This is a genomic window from Aminobacterium sp. MB27-C1 (assembly GCF_030908405.1).
Lineage (GTDB): Bacteria > Synergistota > Synergistia > Synergistales > Aminobacteriaceae > Aminobacterium.
In genome coordinates this window covers 1,177,016-1,201,623 of sequence record NZ_CP133089.1, presented here as the reverse complement: position 1 = coordinate 1,201,623, position 24,608 = coordinate 1,177,016, and the positions used below count along the sequence as shown (strand labels likewise).

General features: G+C 42.4%; 27 protein-coding genes. 1 reads left to right on the top strand and 26 read right to left on the bottom strand.

Annotation, left to right across the window (positions count from 1 at the left end; genetic code table 11):
• Positions 1-6: 6 nt before the first annotated feature.
• From amrS to nadE, 10 genes are read right to left on the bottom strand one after another with little or no spacing between them, the layout of a single operon-like run.
• A complete protein-coding gene (amrS, locus tag RBH88_RS05770) occupies positions 7-999 on the bottom strand; it encodes an AmmeMemoRadiSam system radical SAM enzyme (protein WP_213691510.1) in 993 nt (330 codons plus the stop codon).
• A gap of 2 nt (positions 1,000-1,001) precedes the next feature.
• Positions 1,002-2,312, bottom strand: a complete 1,311-nt coding sequence (gene amrA, locus RBH88_RS05765) for an AmmeMemoRadiSam system protein A (RefSeq protein ID WP_213691511.1) — start codon at positions 2,310-2,312, stop codon at positions 1,002-1,004.
• Positions 2,313-2,335: 23 nt separating this feature from the next.
• A complete protein-coding gene (gene queA, locus RBH88_RS05760) occupies positions 2,336-3,385 on the bottom strand; it encodes a tRNA preQ1(34) S-adenosylmethionine ribosyltransferase-isomerase QueA (RefSeq protein WP_213691512.1) in 1,050 nt (349 codons plus the stop codon).
• Between the two features lie 17 nt (positions 3,386-3,402).
• Complete coding sequence (locus RBH88_RS05755; protein WP_307880062.1) at positions 3,403-4,782, bottom strand: SpoIID/LytB domain-containing protein; 1,380 nt, start codon at positions 4,780-4,782, stop codon at positions 3,403-3,405.
• Between the two features lie 45 nt (positions 4,783-4,827).
• Positions 4,828-5,052, bottom strand: a complete 225-nt coding sequence (locus tag RBH88_RS05750) for a DUF2905 domain-containing protein (protein ID WP_213691514.1) — start codon at positions 5,050-5,052, stop codon at positions 4,828-4,830.
• A complete protein-coding gene (gene ruvB / locus RBH88_RS05745; protein WP_213691515.1) occupies positions 5,040-6,098 on the bottom strand; it encodes a Holliday junction branch migration DNA helicase RuvB in 1,059 nt (352 codons plus the stop codon). The genes RBH88_RS05750 and ruvB overlap by 13 nt, the downstream gene beginning before the upstream one ends.
• A gap of 10 nt (positions 6,099-6,108) precedes the next feature.
• Positions 6,109-6,720, bottom strand: coding sequence for a Holliday junction branch migration protein RuvA (gene ruvA / locus RBH88_RS05740; RefSeq protein ID WP_213699197.1), 612 nt, complete (start codon positions 6,718-6,720; stop codon positions 6,109-6,111).
• Positions 6,714-7,238, bottom strand: coding sequence for a crossover junction endodeoxyribonuclease RuvC (ruvC, locus tag RBH88_RS05735; protein ID WP_307880061.1), 525 nt, complete (start codon positions 7,236-7,238; stop codon positions 6,714-6,716). The genes ruvA and ruvC overlap by 7 nt, the downstream gene beginning before the upstream one ends.
• A complete protein-coding gene (locus tag RBH88_RS05730) occupies positions 7,231-7,980 on the bottom strand; it encodes a YebC/PmpR family DNA-binding transcriptional regulator (RefSeq protein ID WP_213691517.1) in 750 nt (249 codons plus the stop codon). The genes ruvC and RBH88_RS05730 overlap by 8 nt, the downstream gene beginning before the upstream one ends.
• Positions 7,981-8,012: 32 nt before the next feature.
• The gene (gene nadE, locus RBH88_RS05725) at positions 8,013-8,759 is read right to left on the bottom strand and encodes an NAD(+) synthase (RefSeq protein ID WP_213691518.1); all 747 of its coding nucleotides are present in this window, start codon (positions 8,757-8,759) and stop codon (positions 8,013-8,015) included.
• 208 nt (positions 8,760-8,967) lie between these two features.
• Here nadE and nikR point away from each other — a divergent pair, with 208 nt between their 5' ends.
• Positions 8,968-9,375 (top strand): nickel-responsive transcriptional regulator NikR, encoded by a 408-nt coding sequence (gene nikR, locus RBH88_RS05720; protein ID WP_213691519.1) that lies wholly within the window; start codon positions 8,968-8,970, stop codon positions 9,373-9,375.
• A gap of 294 nt (positions 9,376-9,669) precedes the next feature.
• Here nikR and argF read toward each other — a convergent pair whose 3' ends face one another.
• From argF to RBH88_RS05640, 16 genes are all read right to left on the bottom strand, one after another.
• Positions 9,670-10,620 carry an ornithine carbamoyltransferase gene (argF, locus tag RBH88_RS05715; RefSeq protein ID WP_213691520.1) on the bottom strand — a complete coding sequence of 317 codons (951 nt, stop codon included), beginning with the start codon at positions 10,618-10,620 and terminating at the stop codon, positions 9,670-9,672.
• 17 nt (positions 10,621-10,637) lie between these two features.
• Complete coding sequence (gene ispG / locus RBH88_RS05710) at positions 10,638-11,708, bottom strand: (E)-4-hydroxy-3-methylbut-2-enyl-diphosphate synthase (protein ID WP_213691521.1); 1,071 nt, start codon at positions 11,706-11,708, stop codon at positions 10,638-10,640.
• Between the two features lie 15 nt (positions 11,709-11,723).
• Positions 11,724-12,761: an RIP metalloprotease RseP gene (gene rseP, locus RBH88_RS05705; RefSeq protein ID WP_213691522.1), complete on the bottom strand. Its 1,038-nt coding sequence runs from the start codon at positions 12,759-12,761 to the stop codon at positions 11,724-11,726.
• A gap of 19 nt (positions 12,762-12,780) precedes the next feature.
• Positions 12,781-13,947, bottom strand: a complete 1,167-nt coding sequence (gene dxr / locus RBH88_RS05700) for a 1-deoxy-D-xylulose-5-phosphate reductoisomerase (RefSeq protein ID WP_213691523.1) — start codon at positions 13,945-13,947, stop codon at positions 12,781-12,783.
• Positions 13,944-14,768: a phosphatidate cytidylyltransferase gene (locus tag RBH88_RS05695; RefSeq protein ID WP_213691524.1), complete on the bottom strand. Its 825-nt coding sequence runs from the start codon at positions 14,766-14,768 to the stop codon at positions 13,944-13,946. Before RBH88_RS05695 ends, dxr begins: the two co-directional genes overlap by 4 nt.
• Positions 14,749-15,435 carry an isoprenyl transferase gene (locus RBH88_RS05690; RefSeq protein WP_213699198.1) on the bottom strand — a complete coding sequence of 229 codons (687 nt, stop codon included), beginning with the start codon at positions 15,433-15,435 and terminating at the stop codon, positions 14,749-14,751. Before RBH88_RS05690 ends, RBH88_RS05695 begins: the two co-directional genes overlap by 20 nt.
• 1 nt (position 15,436) lies before the next feature.
• Entirely contained in the window at positions 15,437-16,081 is a 645-nt protein-coding gene (locus RBH88_RS05685; protein ID WP_213691526.1) for a uracil-DNA glycosylase family protein, read from the bottom strand.
• Complete coding sequence (locus RBH88_RS05680) at positions 16,078-16,932, bottom strand: hypothetical protein (protein ID WP_307880060.1); 855 nt, start codon at positions 16,930-16,932, stop codon at positions 16,078-16,080. The genes RBH88_RS05685 and RBH88_RS05680 overlap by 4 nt, the downstream gene beginning before the upstream one ends.
• Positions 16,910-17,932, bottom strand: a complete 1,023-nt coding sequence (locus RBH88_RS05675; protein ID WP_213691527.1) for an aminotransferase class I/II-fold pyridoxal phosphate-dependent enzyme — start codon at positions 17,930-17,932, stop codon at positions 16,910-16,912. The genes RBH88_RS05680 and RBH88_RS05675 overlap by 23 nt, the downstream gene beginning before the upstream one ends.
• Positions 17,933-17,935: 3 nt before the next feature.
• Entirely contained in the window at positions 17,936-19,243 is a 1,308-nt protein-coding gene (gene murA, locus RBH88_RS05670; protein ID WP_307880059.1) for a UDP-N-acetylglucosamine 1-carboxyvinyltransferase, read from the bottom strand.
• A 30-nt stretch (positions 19,244-19,273) separates the two neighbouring features.
• On the bottom strand, positions 19,274-20,404 hold the full coding sequence (gene wecB / locus RBH88_RS05665) for a non-hydrolyzing UDP-N-acetylglucosamine 2-epimerase (protein ID WP_213699199.1): 1,131 nt from the start codon (positions 20,402-20,404) through the stop codon (positions 19,274-19,276).
• Between the two features lie 16 nt (positions 20,405-20,420).
• Positions 20,421-21,308, bottom strand: a complete 888-nt coding sequence (locus RBH88_RS05660) for a glycosyltransferase family 4 protein (protein WP_307880058.1) — start codon at positions 21,306-21,308, stop codon at positions 20,421-20,423.
• 14 nt (positions 21,309-21,322) lie between these two features.
• On the bottom strand, positions 21,323-22,420 hold the full coding sequence (gene upp / locus RBH88_RS05655) for a uracil phosphoribosyltransferase (protein WP_213699200.1): 1,098 nt from the start codon (positions 22,418-22,420) through the stop codon (positions 21,323-21,325).
• Positions 22,421-22,550: 130 nt separating this feature from the next.
• A complete protein-coding gene (locus RBH88_RS05650; protein WP_307879578.1) occupies positions 22,551-23,672 on the bottom strand; it encodes a sodium ion-translocating decarboxylase subunit beta in 1,122 nt (373 codons plus the stop codon).
• 21 nt (positions 23,673-23,693) lie between these two features.
• The gene (locus RBH88_RS05645) at positions 23,694-24,119 is read right to left on the bottom strand and encodes a biotin/lipoyl-containing protein (RefSeq protein ID WP_307880057.1); all 426 of its coding nucleotides are present in this window, start codon (positions 24,117-24,119) and stop codon (positions 23,694-23,696) included.
• Positions 24,120-24,155: 36 nt separating this feature from the next.
• The gene (locus tag RBH88_RS05640) at positions 24,156-24,599 is read right to left on the bottom strand and encodes an OadG family protein (protein WP_307879580.1); all 444 of its coding nucleotides are present in this window, start codon (positions 24,597-24,599) and stop codon (positions 24,156-24,158) included.
• Between the last annotated feature and the right edge of the window lie 9 nt (positions 24,600-24,608).

Below are 24,608 nucleotides of genomic sequence, written 5' to 3'. Positions count from 1 at the left end.
CTCCTTTTATTCTGTAAGAGTGACTATATGATTTCCGCAATGGGCACAGTTACCTTTTTTATCAAGACCGAAAAGAAGGGTGTTGTATCCTCGACGTTCCATGATCATCGATCCACAAAGGGGACAAAAAGTTATAGCTGAAGATTGAACATTGCCAAGATAGACAAAGGACAAATGTTTCTTGGCCCGTTCCTGAGCCTCTTCTAAAAGATCAAGAGGTGTCGGAGCTTCATGCCATTTGTAGCAGGGAAAATATCTTGAGATATGCAAAACTATATTGGGAGATAGAGATGAAGCCCACTCTGAGAGAGGGTCTAGCCACTGAACATCCTTATGAATGCCAGGAACAATAAGGCTTGTAAGCTCTACATGCACATGGGCTTTAACCATAGATTCAACAGTATTTTTAACAGTAGTCAAATCACCACCGAGTAAAGAATATGTCGGAGCGTCAAAAGCTTTTACGTCAATATTGGCTGCATCTATGTAAGGAAGTAGCTCGTTTAATGGCTCTTCGCTAACCATTCCATTTGAAACAAGAACTACTGAAAATCCTTCTTTTTTCAATGCGTGCGCACTGTCGAGAATATATTCGTACCAGACAAAAGGTTCATTATATGTAAAGGAAACAGCTTGTAGATGCTTTCTTCTGGCAATATCTACTATTTCAGAAGGAGAGATATAGGTTAGGGGTATAGATTTGGAACATGTGGATATTTGCCAATTCTGACAAAAGGGACAATACATATTGCAACCTATGCTCCCTAGAGAAAGGATTGATGTTCCAGGATTCCAATGATAAAGAGGCTTCTTTTCTACTGGATCTATGGCTATAGATGATACAAGGCCGTAATTCAAAGAGACAAGGCCTGCATCTTTCTGATGCATTCGTACCCCGCAAATGCCTTTTTGCCCTTCTTCGAGAGTACAGTGATGAAAGCAAAGATCGCACGTAACAGAAGAGTTGTTACGGTGCCACCATGATGCTCTATAAGCCATAATTATTCTCCTCTCTCAAGATAACGGTCAACAGTAAAACGGTATATAGTGATATTACCATGAGAAGATATTCCGGCTTTTTGTAAAGCTATGTGAATCTGCCGCTCTACAGTATCCACACCATCAAGATCGGGAAGCAACACACCTTTTCTTACTCCATTAGAGACTATAATTCCGTAGATTTTTACGTCAAGTTCGTCTATCGAATGTACTTCCTCAGGCTCTGAAAGAATGTCGACAGAGACAACTATATTTTTTAGTTCATCTGGTTGCACAGGGAGAAAACGGGGGTCTTCCGTCGCAGCAGCTATAGCATTTGCAACTAACTCTTCACTAAGTGTCTGATGTACAGGTAGAATTGTTCCGATACAGCCTCTAAGATGGCCGTCCTTTGTTTTCAAAGAGACAAAACAGGCTCCCTTTTTATGTAAAGCTTCTAAAGGAGACCATAATTCAATTTCTCGTTGCGCTGGTTGTCTATCGTTCTGTATATATTCTTCAATAACGTTACGCGCAAACAACGGATACTCTTTTTTTTGAGGCGTAGCAATAGCTACAGCGTACCCTACTCCAAATGGAGCTTCATAAGAAATCATTTTTGAATGTGGTTCAGCAAGACCGAGATAAATCAAGACAGAACGAAGTCCACACTCCCCTGCTTCTTCTATAGTGCTTTCAGGTAAATTTAAAAGAAGTTGAGCGTCAGAGGTTTTTAAGGCTCTGACGACTTGTTCATCGAAAAAGGCTCCTAAAGGGGAATATCCTGCAGGTGCTCCAGGTATTACTCTATGAGAGAGATCGCCACTTGCAATAAGTCCCCACTGAAGGGTGTCTTGAAATTGGCGAAGTTCTTTTCCCATCTTGCTAGCCTCTTCCAATGTTAATCCAATAGGATTAGCAAGAATAATATCGGGTAGATTCCCCCATTGTTTATGAAAGAAATACAAAGGAACGATAGAGGCATGATCTAATGAGCCCGTTGCTTTTTTCATAACTTCTACAGGTACTATTTCTTTTAAAAAGTTGTAAATAGCCTCAAATTTTTCATGATTTCCTTTAGCATGCAACGATACTTCAGGTACCCCAAAAAGTGAGAGGTCTCCTTTGTACTCTGAAGACTCTACGAACAAAAGGCCCCGTGAGTATGGTGCATGTGGAGAAAGTATAAATAGAACGTCTGGTTTTTTCTCCTCAAGCTGTTGTGTTAGAGAAGTCATTCCCTGAATAGTTCGTATAGCTTCTTTTTCTTTGCCGCGCCCTACTTCTGGAACAATAATAGGTGGATGAGGAACGAGACAAGCCCATTTCCACATAATACCATCACCCTCCTTAACTTTTATTGAATCAGCATGGCGTCCCCAAAAGAAAAGAATCTATAATTCATTTTAACAGCTGTTTTGTAAGCTTCCATTACGTTGTCATATCCTGCTAACGCTGCTACAAGCATAAGCAGCGTACTTCGAGGAAGGTGAAAATTAGTAATAAGCCCGTCAATAACCGAAAAGTTATAGCCAGGGTAGATAAAGAGAGATGTATTTTTCTTCCCCTCATGAATGACGCTTTCGTCATGAGTCGCCATACTCTCTAACGTTCTTGCCACTGTTGTTCCAGAGGCAAGAATTCGCCGTCCTTCTCTTTTTGCTTTTCGAATAAAATCAGCTGTTTCTTTAGGAATTTCGCAATATTCCTCGTGAATAATATGTTTGCGTATATCTTCTACCTGAACTGGACGAAAAGTCCCGAGTCCTACATGAAGTGTAACCCAAGCAAAAGATATGCCATAATCTTTGGACAATTCACGAAGCTGTTCTTCTGTAAAATGCAAGCTGGCAGTAGGAGCAGCACACGATCCGTTGCGTTTGGCAAATACCGTCTGATAATCGGAAGCAGTAGCGTTTGTTTCTTTTATATATGGAGGAAAGGGAACTTCTCCAACATGTTCCAATAAAGAAAGTACATCGCAATTAGCTGGAAATTCAACTATTCTGATGCCATCTCTTAATATGTCTTGTATGCTGACAACTGTAGTATCATTAACAAACACCGTGCTACCTGGTTTTAATCTTCTGCCTGGCCGAAGCAACGCTTCCCAACGCTTCCAGTTCTTATCAAGCGGTTTGAGCAATAATATTTCTACATGCGCACTTCCCTTTTCTTTTATTCCGTGAAGCCGAGCTGGGATAACGCGAGTATCATTTAAAATAATGACATCCCCTTCTTTTAAAAACTTATTGAGTTCATAAAAGTGTGAGTGTGTCATTTTTCCTGTCTCTTTATCGAGCACTAAAAGTTTTGAATGATTCCTTGGTGAAACAGGATTTTGAGCTATACGTTCTTCAGGAAGATCGTATGCATAAGATTCTATATCATAAAGATTCGGAGCCATAAAACGTCATCGCCTTCTTATTTTCGAGTTAGAGTTGTACCTGGATAATAATGCTGCAGTATTTTAGCATATTTCCATCCTTGATCAGCAAGGTTTTTGGCTCCCCATTGAGACAGCCCCACACCGTGTCCCCATCCCTTCCCTGAAAAGACAAAAACTCCAGCAGATGATTTGTTAGCTTTCCTCTGCATAGGACGGTTTGTGACTGTTGACGTGTTCTTTTGAGGGATAGCTTTTTTGAGAGCTTTAAAGAGATATGTTTTTTTCTTTTCAGGATGCATCAGCATATCGATCATTTCATCGGCTGAAAAAGCTCCTTGTTGAGTAAGTGTAATCAATGTTTGCTCTTCTTCTGAAGATAGTGGAGCATTCGCATCTCCCAGATTATTGCGTTGTGGTTGTTGAACAACAGGTCTAGTTTCGCCATTGATCGTAAAGAATGTGCTTCGCAACACAGAAGGACCAACAGCCATCCTGAATTGATGAGTTTTTATTTCCCGTGTTCCCTGGCTCCCTTGAACTAAAAGCGTTACAGGGCGTCCAAAGGCATCTCTTGAGCCCACTCCTACATTAAGAACGTTTCCAACATTTATTCCTAATTTACTAAGGGCTGCCCGCACTTGTTGAGCGGAGAGCGTAAGATTCCATGACGAATAGGGAGATGTATACGGAATAGCTTCTTTTACTCCGCATAAGTATGGTATGGAACTACTCCATACTTCAGAAACATTGGCTGTCGCTCCTCCACTATCTGAATGGAAGGGAGTAAGAGCAAGCTGGGAACCGTATGCGACAACGACACCAGCTGTCTCTTTAACAGCTCTATCTGTTCGCGAAGTTTCTGCATTAACACCTCGATAAACCTGGCAATCTGGCGTGGCCGTAAGATCGAACCCCTTCTTTCCATACTTGCCCAAATTCTTGAGAGCATACGTTCGGGAAATAACTGCCTGAGCTTTCAGCGCTTCCAAATGCCATGCAGGGTTCGTTTCCATTTTTAAAACCCCACGCACATAGTCCTCTATATTGACAACGTTAATAATGTTGACAGAATTCCCGTTGTCAACAGCGCGAATAGCCCCCCTGTATTGGACCTTCTTAAAGTTTAAAAGGCCTTTTGAGGTTATTTCTAATGGTAATTTGAGAGTATGTTTTCCTATCGAGATTCTATTCTTCCCTGCATATCGCAAAGAAATAGCCTTATTAGCTTTGAATCTCTTCCCCTGACCATCTTTAAGGATTAAGGCTGAAGAAGAAGAAATAGTGGCTTGTGATACTCCAATACCAACTCCTATTCGAACAGTTTGTGCCGCAGCTTCTGCAATGAAAGAGTCGCCGATTGCAAAAGAAAGAACGAATATAGCAGCAAGGATGAGAGATCTACAGATTTTTTTCATAAGAACGTACGTTCCTCCTTCTCTCGATTTCTTTTTTTGAATTTATTATTTCATCCAACGTCCAATAATGTTCAAAACTACAGTTAACACGATACTCACAATAATCATTGTGGTGATAGGTGCAAAAACTGTAACATTTTTTCGCGTATACGTAATGTCTCCAGGCAATTTCCCAAAGGGGATATTTAACTTTGAAAAAACAAGGAAGAGGCTTCCCGCAATAATGAGAATTATCCCCGTGAAAATAAGACCTTTTCCTATTCCTTGCATGAGTCTGATTCCTCCTCTTGGTAGAATTCTAATTGCTTAGTAATATCCTCTGGAGGGTTCTTTCCAAGATATAAATATCCATTTTTAGTTGCCTTTCTACCTCGAGGTGTTCTTTCTATGAGACCTTTTTGAATAAGATATGGTTCGTATATGTCTTCTATGGTTTGTCCTTCTTCGTTTAATGCTGCCGCAATCGTTGAAAGTCCTACTGGTCCTCCATCAAAAAGTTCTACAATCACATGTAAAATTCTGCGGTCACCATCATCTAGCCCCAAAGAGTCGAGCCCAAGCATGTTAAGAGCAATCGATGCAATCGATGAGGTTATTGAGGATGATTGACGAACTTCAGCAACATCCCGAACCCTTTTAAGTAAACGTATAGCCACACGTGGTGTACCTCGAGAACGACGTGCTATTTCGTATGCAGCCTCTTCTTCTATTTTGACTCCAAGAACATGGGCGCCCCTTTGGACTATATCTGAAATCTCTTTTTCCTCATAAAGCTTGAGCTGTTCTACTATTCCGAATCGTGCACGAAGAGGGGATGTCAAGAGGCCAAGGCGCGTCGTTGCCCCAACAAGGGTAAAGGGAGGAAGGCTGAGACAGATATTGTTGGCAAGCGGGCCTTTTCCCACAATAATATGCAGACTAAAATCTTCCATACTCGGATAAAGAATCTCTTCGACATTTGCAGGTAAGCGGTGAATTTCATCAATAAAAAGAACGTCGTAAGGTTCGAGATTTGACAAAATAGCAGCAAGATCTCCTGCTTTTTCTAGCGCAGGACCAGTGGTTACACGAAGCTGACCACCCATTTCATGAGCAATAATCCCGGCAAGAGTTGTCTTACCAAGACCGGGAGGGCCGTAAAAAAGAATATGATCAAGCGCTTCTTTTCTTTGACGAGCAGCTTGTACAAATATTGAAAGTTTATCTTTAAGTTGTTGTTGCCCAACAAAATCTTGCAATGTTGAAGGGCGGAGTGTTATTTCTTCTTCGAAGGTTTTATTCTGAAGGTCGAAAAAGCTAGCCTTTTCTTCCGACACGTTTTTCACCTCAGTTTCTTTTTAGTTCACGAAGAGCTTGTTTAAGCAGTACTTCTTCCTTTGCTGTTTCAAACTCAGCGCCCATCTCTCTTTTAAGACGATTCATAACAGTGTAAACTTCGTTTTGAGTAAATCCCAGAGAACGAAGAGCAGCTGCAACCGTATTCTTAGCGAGCATTGTAGGTATAATCTCTTCTTCCTCTGCAAATTCTGCAATCATCTCTTCTGATAAGTGGCGTTTCAACTCGAAACACAAGCGTTCGGCAGTCTTTTTCCCTACTCCTGGAACCTGAAGAAAAGTATCAATATCAGAAGCGACGATCGAACGAACAACCTGAGATGGAGATAATGTGCGAAGTATAGCCAACCCTACTCTACCCCCAACTCCTTTTACAGTTATTAATTTTAAAAAGACGTCTCGTTCCAGCTCGCTTGAGAAGCCAAAAAGAGTTATTCCGCTTTCTGATACTTGTAAATATGTTGTCAATCGTACACTTTCACACTCTTCGCATAGCCGAAGCGCACTTCCTGAACAGAGAATATCTAAACCAAAGCCATTTACATCAAGTATAACGTTCTCTTGTGTTATCTGAAGAATTTTTCCCTCAACACTTCTTAGCAAGAAAAACCACCTGCTTTCGTTTTTCTACTAAAAGAATGAAGTGCGATACCTGTTAAAGCTATAGCAATGGCATCAGCTGCATCATCTGGTTGTGGAATCTCTTTTAAATTTAATAGCCGTTGCACCATCTTTTGAACTTGTTTTTTGTCGGCAGATCCAGAGCCGCAAACAGCTACTTTTATTTGTGAAGGTTTAGGTTCATACACAGGTAATTTATATTGAGAAGCCAGTAAAAGAATAATGCCCCGAGCTTGCCAAACGTATTCAGCAGTTGTTATATTACGTCCGAAGAAAAGTTTCTCTACTGACATAAAATCTGGGGAGCAGTTTTGAATCCGCTCCCCAAGTTTGTTGTAAATCATCTCAAGCCGCAAAGGCACGTCTGTTTTGGGTGGAGTTTCAATGCATCCATAATCTTCTGCAGAAAAACAATGTCCATCCTTCCGGACAAGGGCAAATCCTAAACGGCCTAACCCTGGATCTATTCCAATACAAGTTATAATTTGCTTTTTATTCAACTTGGGCCATAATTTCGTCCGGAATATCAAAGTTGGCATAGACATTCTGGATATCATCATGATCTTCAAGAGTCTCAAGCAATCTCAAGATTTTTTGTGCCTGCTCTATTGTTTCTATAGCAACTGTGTTATTGGGGATCATTTCAGCCTCTGCGCGTTCGACAGCGTATCCGGCATCTTCCAATGCTTTCTGGACGTCAGTTAAGGCTGAAGGAGTTGTAAATATAGTGTATCCCTCATCTGTTGCTTCAAAGTCTTCTGCTCCTGCATCAAGACAGGCAAGCATGATTGTTTCTTCGTCTATATTCTCACCCTTTACTTCAATGACACCTTTTCGTTCAAACATCCAGGCAACACAGCCGGATTCACCAAGGGCACCACCACCACGGGTAAGTATAGCTCGCATATCTGCTGCTGTTCTGTTTCTATTGTCAGTGAGTGCTTCTATCATAAGTGCTACACCGTTAGAGCCATAACCTTCATATGTAATTTCCTCGTACATGGCTCCTTCAATTTCTCCAGTTCCTCTCTTTATTGCTCTAGTGATATTCTCATTGGGAACACTTGCAGCTTTAGCTCTATCTATTGCTGTTTTAAGACGAACGTTCATTCCTGGATCGCCGCCACCTTCTTTGGCTGCAACAATAATCGCTCGTACTAGTTTCTGAAATAGATTTCCTCTCTTTGCATCTTGGGCTGCCTTTCTATGCTTTATGTTCGCCCACTTTGAATGTCCTGACACGAACAATCACCTCTTCTATAAAAATCGTTCCATTAATCTTTCGGTATTATGCAGACAGGTGGTAATTCCCGTTTATGCACAGATTGACGATATCTCTCTTCAATTCGTTGCCTAACACTTTCCTTGACGTTTCCTGTCGCTATATATTTATCAATATCGTCATATGTAAGTCCCATTTCATTCTCATCAGTTTGTCCTTTCCAAAGGCCTGCCGATGGCGGCTTTTGGATGATGTCTTCTGGTACCCTTAAATAGGCAGATGTCTCGCGTACTTCTTCTTTTAAAAGATCACCTAAGGGCCAGATGTCTGCTCCGGAATCACCATGTTTGGTGAAATAACCGGCAATAATTTCAGCCTTATTGCTTGTTCCGCATACAAGATATCCTTTGGATTGTGCAATAGCATAGAGTGTTGTCATTCGTAACCTGGGTTTTATGTTTGCCAGTGCGATGTGTCGAAGAGGCACAGAAGATTCTTCCAGCCCCTTAACGAGAGAATCGTACGTTGCGGAAAGATCTACTAAGGTAGAAGGAATAGAAAAAACATCTATAAGTTTTTCCGCATCTTGTTGATCCTCAGGCAAACTATGGCAGGGCATCATCACTCCCAGCATATTGCTTCCAAAGGTTCTTCGCAGTAATACGGCTACAAGGGCAGAATCAATACCGCCGCTTAACCCGACCACACATCCGTGGGCACCTGCTGATGAAACCTTATCTGCTAACCATTTTTCTATAGTCGCTACTATTTTTTTCGGAGAGCGAACGTATATTTGCATGATAGATTCCCTTTCCTTCCTTCTCCGTTTTGTCTCACTTATTCTAGCATATAGCTGAAATTTCGCCGAGATTATCAATTCTATCACGAAATCATGTTTCAACTGCAAAATTTGTTAGGTTTAGAATAACATCCAATTAAATAAACGGGGGAATGTATTAAAATCATTTATAATGAAGTAACTATTAGAGAGAGGAGGCTGTCTTGCGTTGGAAAAACTCGTTCGATTCGGAGTTGCAGTACCGGAATCCTTGCTAGAGGAATTTGATCACTGGATAAAGAGATCAGGAATACCTAACCGCTCAGGTGCAATACGACAGCTTATCAGACAGTCTATTTCCAGAAATCGTTGGGAAGAAGGATCGGGATCTGTTTTTGGAACACTGACGATTCTTTATGATCACCATTCCCATGACACTTCTGCAGAACTGACTCAAGTTCAACATGATTTTGGCGATGTGATTGTTTGTACAAGTCATGTACATCTTGACCATGACCATTGCCTTGAAGCTATTGTTTTAAGAGGGTCTGCTGAAAAAATACGTAAGCTCGTAAAAGCTGTTTCATCTATTAAAGGAATCAACACAGCAGATCCAGTTGTTACAACTACAATATAAAATATAAAAGGGCGGCAAACTGCCGCCCTTAACATTAAACTCCTCAACCCGATGAGCAGGAACCGCAAGAACCTCCGCATCCTTTTTTACCTAGAGACTCTCCTTCAAGGAGAATCAGAATTTTACTTCGGCATTTAGGACATTTTATGGAGGATCCATTTCCTTCCTGTTCAAAAATTTCTCCACAGGAAGCACATCGAAAGGTTCGTTTCGATTGTGTCAAAAGTTATCCCCCCTGCTATTTATTTCAGTCTATAATACCCCCTCAAGGTTTATGAGGCAAGTATATTTTTACTAGAGATTTCCTATTGTGGCCACCATTACGGCTTTGATTGTATGAAGACGGTTTTCTGCCTCATCAAATACCTTTGAAGCCCGTGATTCAAAAAGATCTTCCGTAACCTCTTTCCCTTTATACGCAGGAAGGCAGTGTAGGAAAATCGTCTTATCATTTCCGGTTGCTTTCATAAGTTTGAAGTTGACTTGATATGGGCGTAAAAGGGCTTCTCTCTCTTGCATCTGGGCTTCCTCACCCATTGATGCCCAAACATCAGTATAAATGGCATGAGCGCCTTTTACTGCTTTTATAGGATCTTCCTCAAGAGTAATTGTTCCTCCTGTTTTGTCTGCCATAGCGAGACATTCTTCGTATAATCCTTTGTCAGGAAATAGAGATGAAGGGGCTGCAATTACAAAATGGAGACCCAGTTTTGCCGAGCCTATCATCAATGAGTTAGCCATGTTGTTGCGCCCATCTCCAGCATAAACAAGTCGAATTCCCTCTAAATGGGCTCCAAAATTTTCTTGGAGAGTCAAGAAGTCCGCTAAAATTTGGGTTGGATGGTATGTATCAGTAAGACCGTTCCATACGGGTACACCGGCGTAGGCGGCCAGTTCGTCTACTGTTGCCTGCTTGAATCCACGAAATTCAATGCCATCAAACATTCTTCCGAGGACTCTAGCTGTGTCCTTTACATCTTCCTTCCCTCCAAAATGAATATCATTTTTCCCGAGATATTCAGCATGACCCCCCTCGTCAATACATGCCACTGTAAAAGCACAGCGAGTACGAGTTGAGGCTTTTTCAAATAACAAGGCAATGTTTTTCCCTTGAAGCAAATTCCCTCGAAGTCCGGCTCTTTTTTTGGCTTTCAACTGAGCCGCCAAGTCGAGAAGGTAGTAAATTTCTTGTTCTGTAAAATCTTTCAATGTCAAAAAATGTCTTCCCTTGAGACTTATAGGCATGCCTGTCTCTCCTCTCTTTATTCCTTATTATTTGAGTTTCTTTCTTTTCGAAGCATATCGACAAGTAAGGCTATTTTTTCTGGGATTTCATCGATAGAACATTCTCCTATAATATGGCCTTTCGTAAAAACCACCATGCCTGCAGGGGAGCCTGCAAAACCGATATCTGCATTCTTAGCTTCTCGTGGGCCATTAACTTCGCAGCCCATAACAGCTACAGTTAGTCCATCGGGTACATCTTTCAAATACGGTTTTATACGTTCTACTATTGACGCCACATCTATTCGTCGCCGGCCACATGTAGGACAGGAGATAAGATGAAATCCATGTTCCCTGAGTTCAAGAGAACGTAGAATTTCGTATCCCGCTTCAACTTCCTTGACTGGATCAGAGGTAAGACTGACTCTGAGCGTATCTCCAATCCCTTGAGCAAGCATAAGCGCAATTCCCGAAGCGCTGCGAACAAGCCCGGTGAGCCCAGGGCCAGCTTCAGTAATTCCAATGTGAAGAGGAAAATCTGGATATCGTTCACTTAATATTTTGTTGGCTCTCACCGTTTCTTTTACGCTTGTCGATTTAGCAGAAAGAATAATACGATTAAAGTTTTCTTTTAGCAATAATTGAAGTTGTTCCTCTACAGCTAAAACAAGAGCACAGGCTTTATCACCATGAGATTGCGCAAGTTGCCTTCCATTAATAGAGCCGCTATTGGCTCCTATTCGTATAACGACAGAACGTTCAGACGCTATATGAATAAGTTTTTGCAACTTGTGAAGCGGCATATTTCCAGGATTAATACGAATAGCTGGGCACCCAGCATCCATTGCTTCAATAGCTAAATCGGGATCAAAGTGTATATCAGCCATAAGTGGTATATCAATATCACTATTTAAGCGAGAAAGTTCGGTCTTCAAATCTTTGTGTGGAAAGGCCACCCTTACGAGCTCGCAACCTGCCTTTTGCAAGGCTTGACATTGTTCTAGAACACGATCATAACTTGATAGAGGTTCTTTAAGCATACTTTCTATCCGTATAGGTGCTTTATGGCCAATCACAAGTTTCTTTATAGTTACATTTCTTTCTGTCATTGCTATCCCTCTATATTACAAACTAAAGATTCGACTAATATCTTTCCATGTTATGAAAAGAATCAATGTAATGAGAAGTACAAAACCCGCAAAATGAATATAATTTTCTATCCGTTCAGGAAGACGCTTTCTCGTTATCATTTCGCCAAGGATAAAAACAAGGCGTCCTCCATCAAGTGCCGGGAACGGAAACAAGTTTATGAGACCAAGGTTAAGGTTAATAAGAGCCAGGAATGATAGAAAGGCCCATATTCCTTGTCTTGCTGCTTGTCCTGCCATAGTTGCTATTCCTATGGGGCCAGAGACTTCTACATCCTGAGTATGCAAAGCCCATCTGACTATACCTCGAATCATTTCTATGCTCATATTGATAGTATAAGAGAAGGCATTTCTCAAAGCAGAGAAAAAGCCGTATCGAACAATAGGTGGACGTATTCCAAGAAGCGGAGCGCCATATTTAGGGTCAAAAGATATCTCTACTCTTTTTTGAAAAACTTCGCCCTTTCTTTCTATCTCAAGAGTTAGCGGACCTTCTTTTGAACTATCCCTGATGGTTTTTGCCATATCTGGCCAATCTGAAACAGTAACTCCATTAATAGACCTGATTATATCGCCAGATTCCAGCCCGATTTCTTGGGCGGGCAAGTTGGGCATTATTTCTCCTACGACTGGAGCACTCATATCAAGAACGCCGTGGCCGGAGAGGAAAAGAGCAGTAAGGATCATAGCTAATAAAATATTAACCAACGGTCCATTAAGAAGAATGAGAAAACGTTGCCATGGTTTTTTGTCGTTAAAACCTTTTCCCTCATCTACTTTCTCGCCAGGCTGTTCTTCATCCATTCCTGCAAGGCGAACAAATCCGCCAATGGGAAAAGCTCGAACTGACCATAAGGTTTCGTCTTTACCCTTCTTCTGCCATATAACAGGACCCATTCCGAAAGCAAACTCATGAACATGTACTCCGCAGGCTTTTGCTGTTTTATAGTGTCCGTATTCATGGGAAACAACACAAATTCCTATGACTAAAATGAACGATAACAAACTAATCATGAAGTATTCTCTCCTTACTCTATTTCTCCAATGTCCGTACTATTGACTGTGCGGTTACTTTCCCCCATTGGAGAATCTGCAGACTCTCCTCAAGCGTTTCAGGCGCTTTCCCATTATAACTCGATAGAACTTTCTCTATCACTACGGGAATTTGCGTAAAATTTATTTTCTTTTTCATGAAAGCATCGACGGCAATTTCATCAGCTCCCACAAGAATAGCTGGGAAAGGACCTTTCTTACAGGCGACTTCTTTGGCAAGTGCAAGACTTGGAAAAAGACTTTCGTCTGGAGAATAAAAACTGATAGAAAGGGGGTCAAATGCTAAGGGTGCGACAAGTGGCATTGTGGGCAGACGTTCTGGATAGGCAAGAGCTGTTGCAGCAGCCATGCGCATATCAGGTGTTGATGCGACCATTTTTACAGTTCCATCTGAAAAATGTACAATGCCATGCACGATAGAGCCTGGACAAATTATTGCATGAACTTGCGTGTTGTCCAGGTTGAAAAGATACATAGCTTCTATTATTTCTATGCCTTTATTCATAAGAGTTGCGCTGTCAACAGTGACTTTATAGCCCATATTCCATACGGGATGAGATAAAGCCATCTCAGGAGTGACATACGAAAGCTTTTCTCGTGTATATGTTCTGAATGGGCCTCCAGAGGCTGTTAGAAATATCTCTTTGACATTTCGCACATTTTCTCCGATGAGACATTGCCATATAGCATTATGCTCGCTATCAAGAGGACGAAGCTGGTCTCTCCGTTTTACGAGAGGCATAACCCATGGTGCGGCAACAACGATACTTTCTTTATTGGCAAGAGAAACATTTTTGTCTGCATCGAGTGCTTTTTGCAAACTTCTAATGGCGTCTGTTCCAGATGAGGCAAAAACGACGTGATCAACATCTGGGTGAGTAACAATATATTCAAGATCTTCTTCTGACTCATAAATAGGCAGATCAGGATGGAGTTCCCGCAAAGAACGGGCAGCTTCATGATCTGTTAAAGCGACTCCAACCGGATGGAATTCGTTAATAAGCGAACTCATTTTTTTAATATTTTGATGAGCTACGAGAAAAGCAACTTTAAATTTTTCAGGATAGGTTCTGCATATGTCAAGAACAGATTTTCCAACACTTCCAGTAGCTCCAATAATAGCTAGTCGAGAAAGATTGTTTGTCAAAGGAGAATCACTCCAAACAGGAAAAATGTCAAAGTACCACTAATTAGAATACTGTCAAATCGGTCAAGAACTCCCCCATGTCCAGGGATAAGCCGCCCACTGTCTTTGACTTCGACTTCTCTCTTTATTAAAGATTCTGCCAAATCACCAAGTTGTCCAGCTAAACCGCAGATAATTCCTATATAAAGAAAAGGTAAAGGAGGCATTGCTGCGTAGTAGGCGATAAGTACAGAAAAGAGAATACTAGCGCCTGCCCCTCCAACAAAACCTTCCCAGGTTTTCTTAGGGCTTACCGCTTCACAAAATTTATTTTTTCCCCAACGTGTTCCTACAAGATAAGCTGCTACATCGCAGCTCCATGTGCATATAAACAGGGTGAAAAGCAAAAGCTTCCCTAAGGGGTGAAATCGTAAAAGGATCATATAACTCCAAGGGAAGATAATGTAGACAAGACCTGATAAAGTTCCTCCCAGATTCCAAATAGCATAGCTTGAATGGGAGAATTGACGGCGTAATATTTCAATGAAAAGAAGAATAAACGCGCAAAGAGTTAGCACAATTAGTACGGATACGGGGCGAATACGTTCTGTGGATGCAATGAGCACGAGAGCTCCAGATAATATTCCTATCCCCTTAGATACTCGAAACTTCTTCGATAGGAGTTGGTAAAACTCCCATAGCGAGAGTAAGGCAAGTGTTGAAGCGACTAGAAACCAAAGACGTCCTCCTACGAAAATAGATGAGAGAAGAATAGATGCTAGAACAATTCCGCTTAAAGAACGTAAGACAAGTTCTTTAGCTTTATCGTTTAATGCCACCATAACGGCGATCCCTCTTTTCATAGGAAAGTAATGCTTCTTTCAGAGCTTCTTCGTTGAAATCTGGCCAATATAGGGGAGAAAAATAAAGTTCACTATAACAGCCCTGCCATAGCCAAAAATTGCTGAGACGACATTCACCGCTCGTTCGTATAATGAGGTCAGGATCTGGTATATCGGGCAAATAAAGGTGAGACCGTATAGTTTCTTCTGTTATTTCTCCTGTGTAGCCCTCTCGTGTTATTTCTTGAACGGCATCTATTAGTTCCTGTCTTCCACCATAGTTTAGGCAAACAATAAGTTGAAGACGTTGAAAATCTTTAGTCTTTTCTTCTGCTTCGTGAATAATTTCTTGTATATCTTGAGGTAGATCCTGAATTCTGCCAGCAAAACGCAGACGAACATTTTCTTGAACAAGTTCTAGAATCTTTTTGCGAATATAATAACGGAAGAGAGACATAAGCCCCTTTACTTCTGTTTGAGGCCTTCTCCAATTTTCTGTAGAGAAAGCATACAAAGAAATATAAGGAATGCCCAAATTAGCAGCAGCCCTCACAGTTTTTTCAACAGCTTTTACTCCTGCCCTATGACCTAATAGTCGCGGAAGATGACGTTTTTGAGCCCATCTGCCATTGCCATCCATAATAATAGCTACATGCTGAAGCGACATCCTAGATTGTACCTCCCTGAGAGGAAGTGATGAGATCAAGCTTTTCCTTTACAGTGCGTATATCTTGCCACGTCAAGTCTTTAGGACTTCCTTTTTTTCTTGAATCATTTCTCAGGAGATAGCTTGGGTGGAACATTGGCATTAAATGTATGCCGCGCCATGTAAACCATCTTCCTCTAAGAGATGTTATTCCATCTGTAGTTTTGAGAAACCACTTTGTTGGGGTATTCCCAAGACTTACTATAATAGATGGACGTATAAGCGCTATTTGTGCTTCTAAATATGTATTACATGTCATCATTTCCTCTATGGAGGGAACTCTATTCTGTGGTGGACGACATTTCACTACATTTGTGATGTATACGTCTTTCCGCGAAATGTTTGCAGCTTTCAATATTTTTGTGAGCAACTGTCCTGCTTTGCCAACAAAGGGGCGACCTTGCGTATCTTCGTCGGCTCCTGGCCCTTCTCCAACAAACATAAGAGATGTATGAACAGATCCTTCTCCAAGAACAGCATTTGTTCTTGCCTGATGTAAGCCGCATTTAGAACAAGAAGCTACTTGGTGTAATAATTCTTGCCAGGCACTTTCTTGATGTTGTCTAATTTCCTCTTCAGTTGGTATGTAACATTCTTTTTCTGTCATTCTTGATACACTCCGTTTATCAATACGTTCACTTGTTTTATATCCATACCAGTAAAGTATCGGATTGCCCGAGCACTTTTCCAACATATTTTTTCGCCAATATTGAGGAAAGAGTTTTTTCCTAACGTTAATTTAACGATAACTGTTATTTCGAGAGATTCATCAACAGGGCGAACTTTAATTTCTTGAACAGTATGTACTTGCGCAGTACGTTCCGTCAAATATTTAACTATATCAATAATTGCTTGAGCATCAATACTTAGTTCACCGTAAAAATTAAATGGAGGACGCACGATTGTTCGTTCGCCCTCTTCCTTATCCACTGTTTTAAAGAGGTCTCTGAGATGGCCTACAAGTTTCCCCGCAAAATTTCGTCGTATCTGTGCACGAGAAACCGGAATAACGTGTTGTCCTTTTGTGAGACGTTCTTTTCGGGCATTTTTGATATCCTCTTCTGTTGCAACATCAGTTATTTTTATAAATTTTTCAGGTTGTGAAAGCGTTAAGGCTCGTATAATTTTTAGCGCCATAGCTGATGAGGTTGCAATGATCATAACCTTACAGGGAGCATGACTTTCTAAAAAGGAAAGAACCTCTTTGCGATGATCAGGAAATTCGAAAAGTGCACGACGAATGGCTCTAACAAGATTCTTTTCTGATTTTGCGCTTTTTCCCGTCATAATTCGTCCTTTTGAAATAACAAGGCCATCGTCAATAATGTAATCAACGTTATTGCTCTTCGCCACAAATTGGGCCCGCTGACTTTTTCCTGTTCCGGCAGGTCCTACAAAAGCAATAACACGAATAGATTTAATTAAGGCACTTTTTTTATCCCTGATAGTCGAATCCAATTTTCTTCATCACCTTATTTAATGCCGATAAAAATAATTCGTTTTGATGAGGTTGGCACACCGATATCTTCAAATGATCGGGAATGCCAAAATCTGAGCCGTTTGTAATGCGTATGCCTTCTTCAAGAAGCAAATAGTAAATAAGCTCTGCGTGAGGTGTCTGGAATGTAATGACATCGGTGTCACTCCCTCGTGTTTCAAGACCTAATTCACGCAACCCCTCTATCAACCGACTTTTAGATGCATTTATATTTTCTCTGAGTTTCCCATACCACTCTTTCTCTCTGAGAGCTGCTACAGTAGCTTCTTCAGCAAGCATGCTAATAGTGGAAACATCAGCGTAATAACTAAATTGCTTAGCAAGAGGACGAGAAAGTAATCCATATGAGATGTCTAGATTTTTCAGACCATAAAATGCAGAGAAATTACGTAAGATCAGAGCTTTCCCTGTTTGATGGAATACTCCACTGCCTCCTGAGAACAATAAAGAAGGAACCATGTCTGCGCTACGTTCATCGCAGATAAGAAATGCTCCGGCCCTCTCTAAACAAAAAAATAATTCCCGAAGCTCACTTTGAGATAAAGTATGTCCTGTAAAGCAATTAGGATTACTCACGACAACAATTTTTCCAGTTCCAGGACATGATTCGGAAAAAATATTTAAGTTTTGCTCTAGAGCTTTCCCGTAAGAAATTTCAATGATATTAAACCCGCGTTCTTTGAAACATTCTGAAATAATGCCATTTTTTTCGTAAGGGCATAAGAAATATGCTTCTGTAGCGCCCTTATTTTCTAGCATACGTAAAACGGGATGAAGAATCCCTTTCATCCCGTAACTTAATACTATTTCTTGTGGAGAAACACCCAACAGCTCTGAAAGAGTCTTTTTAAGAGAGACTTTTTTCCCCTTTTCCTCGCTATTAGTTGCGTCCAGGGTTTTTATAATAGCCTCCCGTACGGTCGGGGAAATTCCCCATTTTCCAGATACGAAATCCTCCACGCCTTAGGACTCCTCCTTCCTAACGGCACCATTAACTTTAGGCCCTAGTTGTTCTGTTGGAATAACTTCTACTCGCCCACCAAGTTGCTGGAGTTTTGTATCCATCTCTTCGTAACCACGCCAGACATGACCTATGTGATAGACACACGTTTCGTCTTGAGCTGCTAATCCTGCTAATATAAGGGCTGCACCAGCTCGCAGATCTGTGGCATTGACATCAGCTCCAACAAGATGATCGACGCCAGTCACAACAGCAGTGTTTCCTTGGAGTTCAATTTTTGCACCCATCCTGTTAAGTTCGTTAACATGTAAAAATCGAGCTTGGAAAACTCCTTCTTGAATAACACTGGCTCCATCAGCTAAGGCTAGTGTAGCCATAATCTGTGGCTGCAAGTCTGTAGGGAATCCAGGATATGGCATGGTTTTCAATGAAACGCCCTTAAGCCTTTCAATTGGATGCACAAGAACAGAGTCTTCTCTTACTGTAAAAGACGCTCCTCCCTCTTCTAATTTAGCTATGAGAGAATCTATGTGTTGCGGGATGATATCGTTAATTTTTATTTCTCCCCCGGTTATAATTCCGGCTAAAATATATGTGCATGTTTCAATCCTGTCAGGAATGACTGTGGTTTCAGAGTTTTGTAGTTCATCTACTCCCTTAATACGAACTACGCCTGTTCCATCCTCTTCTATTTGGGCACCCATCCTTTTTAAAGTTTGAACCAAATTAGTAATCTCCGGTTCGCGAGCTGTGTTTTCAAGTATAGTTTCTCCTTCTGCGAAAACAGCAGCCATTATTAAATTTTCTGTGGCTCCTACAGATGGGAAATCAAGATAAATACGGCATCCTTTCAGGCCATTGGCAGTTGCGTGTACAGCTCCGTGAATCAAGTCAATAGAGGCCCCCATTCGGGACAATCCCTTCAAGTGAAGGTCTATCGGTCTACTACCAATGGAACATCCTCCAGGTAAGGGAAGAACAGCACGACCGCAACGAGCAAGCAGCGGCCCTAAAACGAGAGAGGATGCTCTCATTTTGCGTACGAGATTTGTAGGTGTTTCCCAAGAGAGATCTTCGGGAACGGCAATAAACATTTCATCTTTTTCATACTGGATTTCAGCACCTAAATTTCGCAAAAGGTCGGCCATTGTAAGAACATCATGTAGCCGGGGTGCTTTGTGAATATGAAGGGTGCCTCCTTTCAGAAGGAGAGAGGCAGCCATAATAGGTAAAGCAGCATTTTTGGCTCCTTGTGCAGATATTTCCCCCTTAAGAGGAATTCCACCTGAAATTTTCATTTTATAATCCACGATGATCACTCCTGATTTCCTAAGTTCATTTTAAAAAGCAGACGTTTGGTTAAAAAAATTACTTACATAGCATTCTATTTTTTTTGCAGCGGTTCCGTCTCCAAATGGGCTTTCACTTCTTTTTATAAGATTATCATATTCTGTCCCATTCGAAAAAAGACGGAGTGTTTCTTTTACTATTCGTTCCTTATCCGTACCTACAAGAATTCCAGTTCCATGGTCTATTGCTTCTGGACGTTCTGATATATTTCTCATGATAAGTACAGGTTTTTTGAGATAAGAAGCTTCTTCTTGCACTCCACCACTGTCACTAAGAATAAGATAGCTTCGTTTCATAGCCTGAACAAAATCAGGGTAATCAAGGGGTTCTGTAAAAATAACGCGATCCATATTCCCTAAGAATTTTTTGATAACCTCTCTTACTGTTGGATTTTTATGAAGAGGAATCAGAAAATATACATCAGGAAGTTTTTCTAAAAGTACCTGTACCGCCTCGCATATGTTTTCTAAGGGCTTCCCCCATGATTCACGACGATGTGCAGTCATGAGGATAAGAGGTGCCTGAGAAGGTATGGAATACATCCTTTCAGGAGAGTTTCCCCGTTTTTCATTGACGGTCCATGCCAAAGCGTCTATTACAGTATTTCCTGTAACAAAAATCTGAGTTTCTGCTACTTTTTCTGACAGTAAATTGTCCTTCGCATTATTAGTAGGGGCAAAGAAAAGAGTAGTTAGTCGATCAGTAAGTATTCGATTTGCTTCTTCTGGAAATGGTTGGTCTAAATTTCCACTTCGCAATCCGGCTTCAACATGCCCAACGGGGATTTTTCGATAAAAAGCAGACATAGAAGCCCCTAAAGTTGTCGTTGTATCTCCATGTACCAAAACGAGATCCGGTTTTTCCTTATCATAAATTTCCCCTGTTCCGACGAGTACTCGAGAAGTAATATGATCTAATGTTTGTCGGTCTTTCATAATATGTAGATTGACATCAGCTTTAATGTCGAAGAAAGAAAGAGCTTGGTCGAGCATATCAGTATGCTGACCTGTGGCAAGAACAAATGTTCTGAAAGCGGGATTTTCCTTCAAAGCTAAAATGACTGGAGCCATTTTTATAGCTTCCGGTCGGGTTCCTATTACACATATGATTGTACGTTTCATTTTTTCCTCCTTGTTTTTACTGGGCAAACTGAGTGAAACAGAACAATCCCAGCATAAGCAAGGCTCCTTGAAGAAGAGCCATAATACAGAGGGTCGAAATTGGCGAAAAACCACGATCAAGCAGTTGATAATGTAAATGCCCTCTATCTGGCAAAAAAGGTGAACTTCGACGAATTAGACGACGAAGAATCGATGTAAGGGTATCCAAAACAGGAACCCCTCCCCATAAAAGTAGCAAAACTATAAGTTCTGCAGCGTTAAAGTGTGCGTAGCTCCCTTGCTGGTAAAAAGTATAAAGAAGCTGAGAAGCAAAAATATAGCCTAAAAGAGTACTGCCTCCATCCCCAAGAAAGGTTCTGGCTCGGGGAAAATTCCAATGTAATACTCCGATTGCTGTCGCTGCTATAGGCCACCACATATCTGGAATACCAATTTGAGAAGCTATCAATGCCGCAATAACAAACATAAAGAGACAAAGTCCGTTCAAACCATCAATTATATTATAAGCGCTTGTTACACCGGCGATCCAAATAATAAGTAATATTCTATAGGGAAAATATATATCTAAAGGCAACAATACGATGCTTGCTGCAAAAAAATGCAAAAACAGTCTGATTGTTGGATTTAAAGATTTAATATCATCCCAGTATCCACAAAGGAAAACAATAGTTGCTCCTGTGGAAGAAAGCTTAAGGAACAAACTATCAGGTGCTCCGAGGAGACCCCATAGTAGATATCCCATCCACAATACTATACCAGCACCGCGAGGAATAATCCCTAAATGGTGTTTTCTTCCGCCAGGAGTATCTATTATTCTGTATCTGTTAGATAACTTCATTGAGAGAGGAGTCATTCCAACTCCCCATCCCAACATCAGAATACAAATAAAAAGAAGTCGAATCACAGCGGCACTCTATACTATTTCGTTCCGAAAAGTCGATCCCCGGCATCACCTAAACCTGGGACAATATATCCGTGATCATTAAGGTGATCATCTAAGGCTGCAGCATATACGTCCACATCCGGATGGGTGCTGTGAACTTTTTCAACTCCCTCCGGAGCAGCGATAAGGCAAACAAGAGATACTTTGCGTGCTCCCTTGGCTTTAACAAGGCTGATTGCTGCTGTAGCAGATCCACCTGTTGCAAGCATGGGATCGAGGATAAAAATATCACGATCATCGATGTCATTAGGAAGTTTGCAATAATATTCAACTGGCTCAAGAGTTTCAGGATCTCTATATAATCCGATATGTCCCACTTTGGCGTTAGGAATAATCTGAAGAATTCCATCGACCATACCGAGTCCAGCTCGTAAAACTGGGACGATAGCAAGTTTTTTACCTTCGAGGGTATAACCGATTGTTTTTTCGATGGGTGTTTCAACTTCTACTTTTACAAGCGGTAAATCACGTGTAATCTCATAAACCATAAGTCCGGCTATTTCCTGAACAAGTTCTCTGAATTCTTTGACTGATGTGTTTTTGTTTCTGATAATACTTACTTTGTGTTGAACAAGAGGATGGTCAAATATTACAATTCGACCTTCTCCTTCATGAGAGCGGCTTGGGACTAACTTATTTTCAAAACGACGAATTTTCTCTATGCGTTTTTCGTGGCGATCTCCTTCAAATTCAGTTTCAAGCCAAGTGTCAGCAATATCAAAAGCTTGTTTTTCACTGATGATCCGACCACCCATTGAAAGTATATTCGAATTATTGTGGAGCCTACTTAAACGAGCTAATTCAGTAGTGTCACATAAAGCGGCGTAAGCGCCAGGTACTTTATTTGCGGCTATTGTCATGCCTATTCCGCTTCCACATACAAGAATTCCTCTATCAGTTTCATTTCCAGCGACGCTTTCCGCCACAGCGAATGCGATATCGGGATAATCGCAAGAAACAGAGTCAGTATCTGTACCATAATCAATAACAGTATGCCCATTCATTTCTAAATGTTTTTTAAGCGCAGATTTAACACAAAAACCAGCATGATCTGAGCCTAGAGCTATTTTCATTTCTTTACCCCCTGAGAGCCATAATTTTTTGATCCGCAATATAATAACACGTAAAAAGGAGTCTTTGCCGTATTTTAAACGGAAAAGACTCCTTTATTTTATACCCTTCCTTTTTCAGAATAAAACATTTTTAGCTCAAGAGGGTAAGCATAACGGACGCAGCGACGGCAGTGCCGATAACACCAGCCACGTTGGGTCCCATAGCGTGCATAAGCAGGAAGTTGCCAGGATTCTCTTTCTGACACATTCGCTGTACCACTCGTGCCGCCATGGGAACGGCAGAGACTCCAGCCGCTCCGATCATGGGGTTGATCTTCCCGCCGCTTACCACTTTCATGACCTGCCCCAGCAAAACGCCGCCAGCTGTGCTGCAGATGAAGGCAACGAGTCCCAGAACAATGATCTTGATCGTTCCCCAGGTGAGGAAGTATTCTGCGCTCATGGTTGCACCTACTGACAAGCCCAGGAAGATGGTGGTGGCGTTGAGAATCTCGTTCTGTGCCGCCTGGCTCAGTCGTTCTGTCACGCCGCATTCACGCAACAGGTTTCCGAACATGAGGATACCGATCAGAGGCACCGATGACGGGAGAAGCAATCCCGCAGAGACAGTACACACGATGGGAAAGAGCACCCGCTCCAGCTTGGAGACTGGTCGAAGCTGATCCATACGGATAGCCCGGTCAGCCTTGCTGGTGAAGAGCTTGATTACCGGCGGCTGGATGAGCGGCACCAGCGACATGTAGCTGTACGCCGCAACGGCCACCGCTCCCAGAATCTGGGGAGCCAGCTTCACCGTCAGGTAGATGCTCGTCGGGCCGTCCGCTCCGCCAATGATGGCGATGGATGCCGCCTCCTTCACGTTGAAGCCCATGAGCAGCGCTCCGAAGAGGGCGATGAATACGCCCAGCTGTGCGGCTGCTCCGAGCAGGAAGGTGATGGGATTGGCCAGAAGGGGCGCAAAGTCCGTCAAGGCCCCTATCCCCATAAAGATAATGACCGGATAGATCTCATGTTCCGTTCCGAAAAAGATATACCGCAAAAAGCCTCCGTCGTCCATGATTCCCGAGAGGGGAAGGTTCACCAGCAGGCAGCCGAATCCGATGGGGACCAGCAAGAGGGGTTCAAACCCCTTCACGATGGCCAGATAGAGCATAACAAAGGCCACCCCCAACATGATGACGTTGCCCCACGTGAGTCCCGAGAATCCCGAGGATCGAAGGATCGTTCCCAGTGAGTTTAGATAGACTTCCATAATCGCCTGTCTCCCTTCGGCTTAGCCGAGGACTACCAGGGCGTCTCCGGAATTGACGCTGTCCCCTTCCCGTGCCCGGATCTCTTTCACCGTACCGGCAGACGGGGCGGATATCTCATTCTCCATCTTCATGGCTTCGAGAATAAGAAGCACGTCTCCAGCATTGACTGTCGCGCCGACGCTGACACTTACACGAAGGATCTTGCCAGGCATGGGGGCTGACACTACTTCCCCCCCAGCTACGGGCGCTTCTGCAACTGGTGCCGGAGCAGGAGCTGCTGCCGGTGCGGGGGCCGGTGTTGGTGCCGGCGCTGGTGCTGGTACTGCCGCCTGAACTGGCGCTGCCGCCGGTGCCACAGGAGCGGTTACGGGCGCTCCACTGCCGAGTTCTTCCACTTCTACGTTGTAGCTTGTTCCGTCCACTGTCACTTTATAGAGTTTGCTCATTCTTTTCCCCTCCACACTGCTGTGTTGTCGTTGTCTTTACCGACCTGACCAGGTCTGGTTGTTTAAGCTTTCGAGCCCTTCCATGATGGCGCTCGATCTCCACAGGCTCACCCGTGGACCACGTCTCTTCGATGATGTGGTACCTGTCGCTTCGATGCTCGTGATGCGGCAGGGCCGGCCCGTTGCTTCCACTAACGCCGCTGTGATAACGGCTATAAGACGTTTCTGGTCTCCTGATGCCGACGGTACCGATACTGGCGCTGCCACAGGCGCTGATGCAGGCTTCGCTGCAGGTGCCGGAGGCGTGCCGCCATTCCCCTTCGGTGCCGTCGGGCTCGCCTTCACACCACCAAAATACTTGATGGCATAGATGATGGCCGTCAGCCCTCCCAAAACCAGAAAAACCGTGGAAAAGGCTATGAGCGCCAAGGTGATCGCCCCGCCTATTCCCGTCTCAAAATAGGTATGAAGATCTGTCACTGCTATCGC

What these genes read in the sequence shown, in the direction of transcription:
- amrS (WP_213691510.1), bottom strand. Translation starts at nt 999, where the DNA reads ATGGCTTATAGAGCATCATGGTGGCACCGTAACAACTCTTCTGTTACG.
- amrA (WP_213691511.1), bottom strand. Translation starts at nt 2,312, where the DNA reads ATGTGGAAATGGGCTTGTCTCGTTCCTCATCCACCTATTATTGTTCCA.
- queA (WP_213691512.1), bottom strand. Translation starts at nt 3,385, where the DNA reads ATGGCTCCGAATCTTTATGATATAGAATCTTATGCATACGATCTTCCT.
- RBH88_RS05755 (WP_307880062.1), bottom strand. Translation starts at nt 4,782, where the DNA reads ATGAAAAAAATCTGTAGATCTCTCATCCTTGCTGCTATATTCGTTCTT.
- RBH88_RS05750 (WP_213691514.1), bottom strand. Translation starts at nt 5,052, where the DNA reads ATGCAAGGAATAGGAAAAGGTCTTATTTTCACGGGGATAATTCTCATT.
- nadE (WP_213691518.1), bottom strand. Translation starts at nt 8,759, where the DNA reads ATGCAAATATACGTTCGCTCTCCGAAAAAAATAGTAGCGACTATAGAA.
- argF (WP_213691520.1), bottom strand. Translation starts at nt 10,620, where the DNA reads ATGCCTATAAGTCTCAAGGGAAGACATTTTTTGACATTGAAAGATTTT.
- ispG (WP_213691521.1), bottom strand. Translation starts at nt 11,708, where the DNA reads ATGACAGAAAGAAATGTAACTATAAAGAAACTTGTGATTGGCCATAAA.
- rseP (WP_213691522.1), bottom strand. Translation starts at nt 12,761, where the DNA reads ATGATTAGTTTGTTATCGTTCATTTTAGTCATAGGAATTTGTGTTGTT.
- RBH88_RS05695 (WP_213691524.1), bottom strand. Translation starts at nt 14,768, where the DNA reads ATGGTGGCATTAAACGATAAAGCTAAAGAACTTGTCTTACGTTCTTTA.
- RBH88_RS05690 (WP_213699198.1), bottom strand. Translation starts at nt 15,435, where the DNA reads ATGTCGCTTCAGCATGTAGCTATTATTATGGATGGCAATGGCAGATGG.
- RBH88_RS05685 (WP_213691526.1), bottom strand. Translation starts at nt 16,081, where the DNA reads ATGACAGAAAAAGAATGTTACATACCAACTGAAGAGGAAATTAGACAA.
- wecB (WP_213699199.1), bottom strand. Translation starts at nt 20,404, where the DNA reads ATGAAACGTACAATCATATGTGTAATAGGAACCCGACCGGAAGCTATA.
- upp (WP_213699200.1), bottom strand. Translation starts at nt 22,420, where the DNA reads ATGAAAATAGCTCTAGGCTCAGATCATGCTGGTTTTTGTGTTAAATCT.
- RBH88_RS05650 (WP_307879578.1), bottom strand. Translation starts at nt 23,672, where the DNA reads ATGGAAGTCTATCTAAACTCACTGGGAACGATCCTTCGATCCTCGGGA.
- RBH88_RS05645 (WP_307880057.1), bottom strand. Translation starts at nt 24,119, where the DNA reads ATGAGCAAACTCTATAAAGTGACAGTGGACGGAACAAGCTACAACGTA.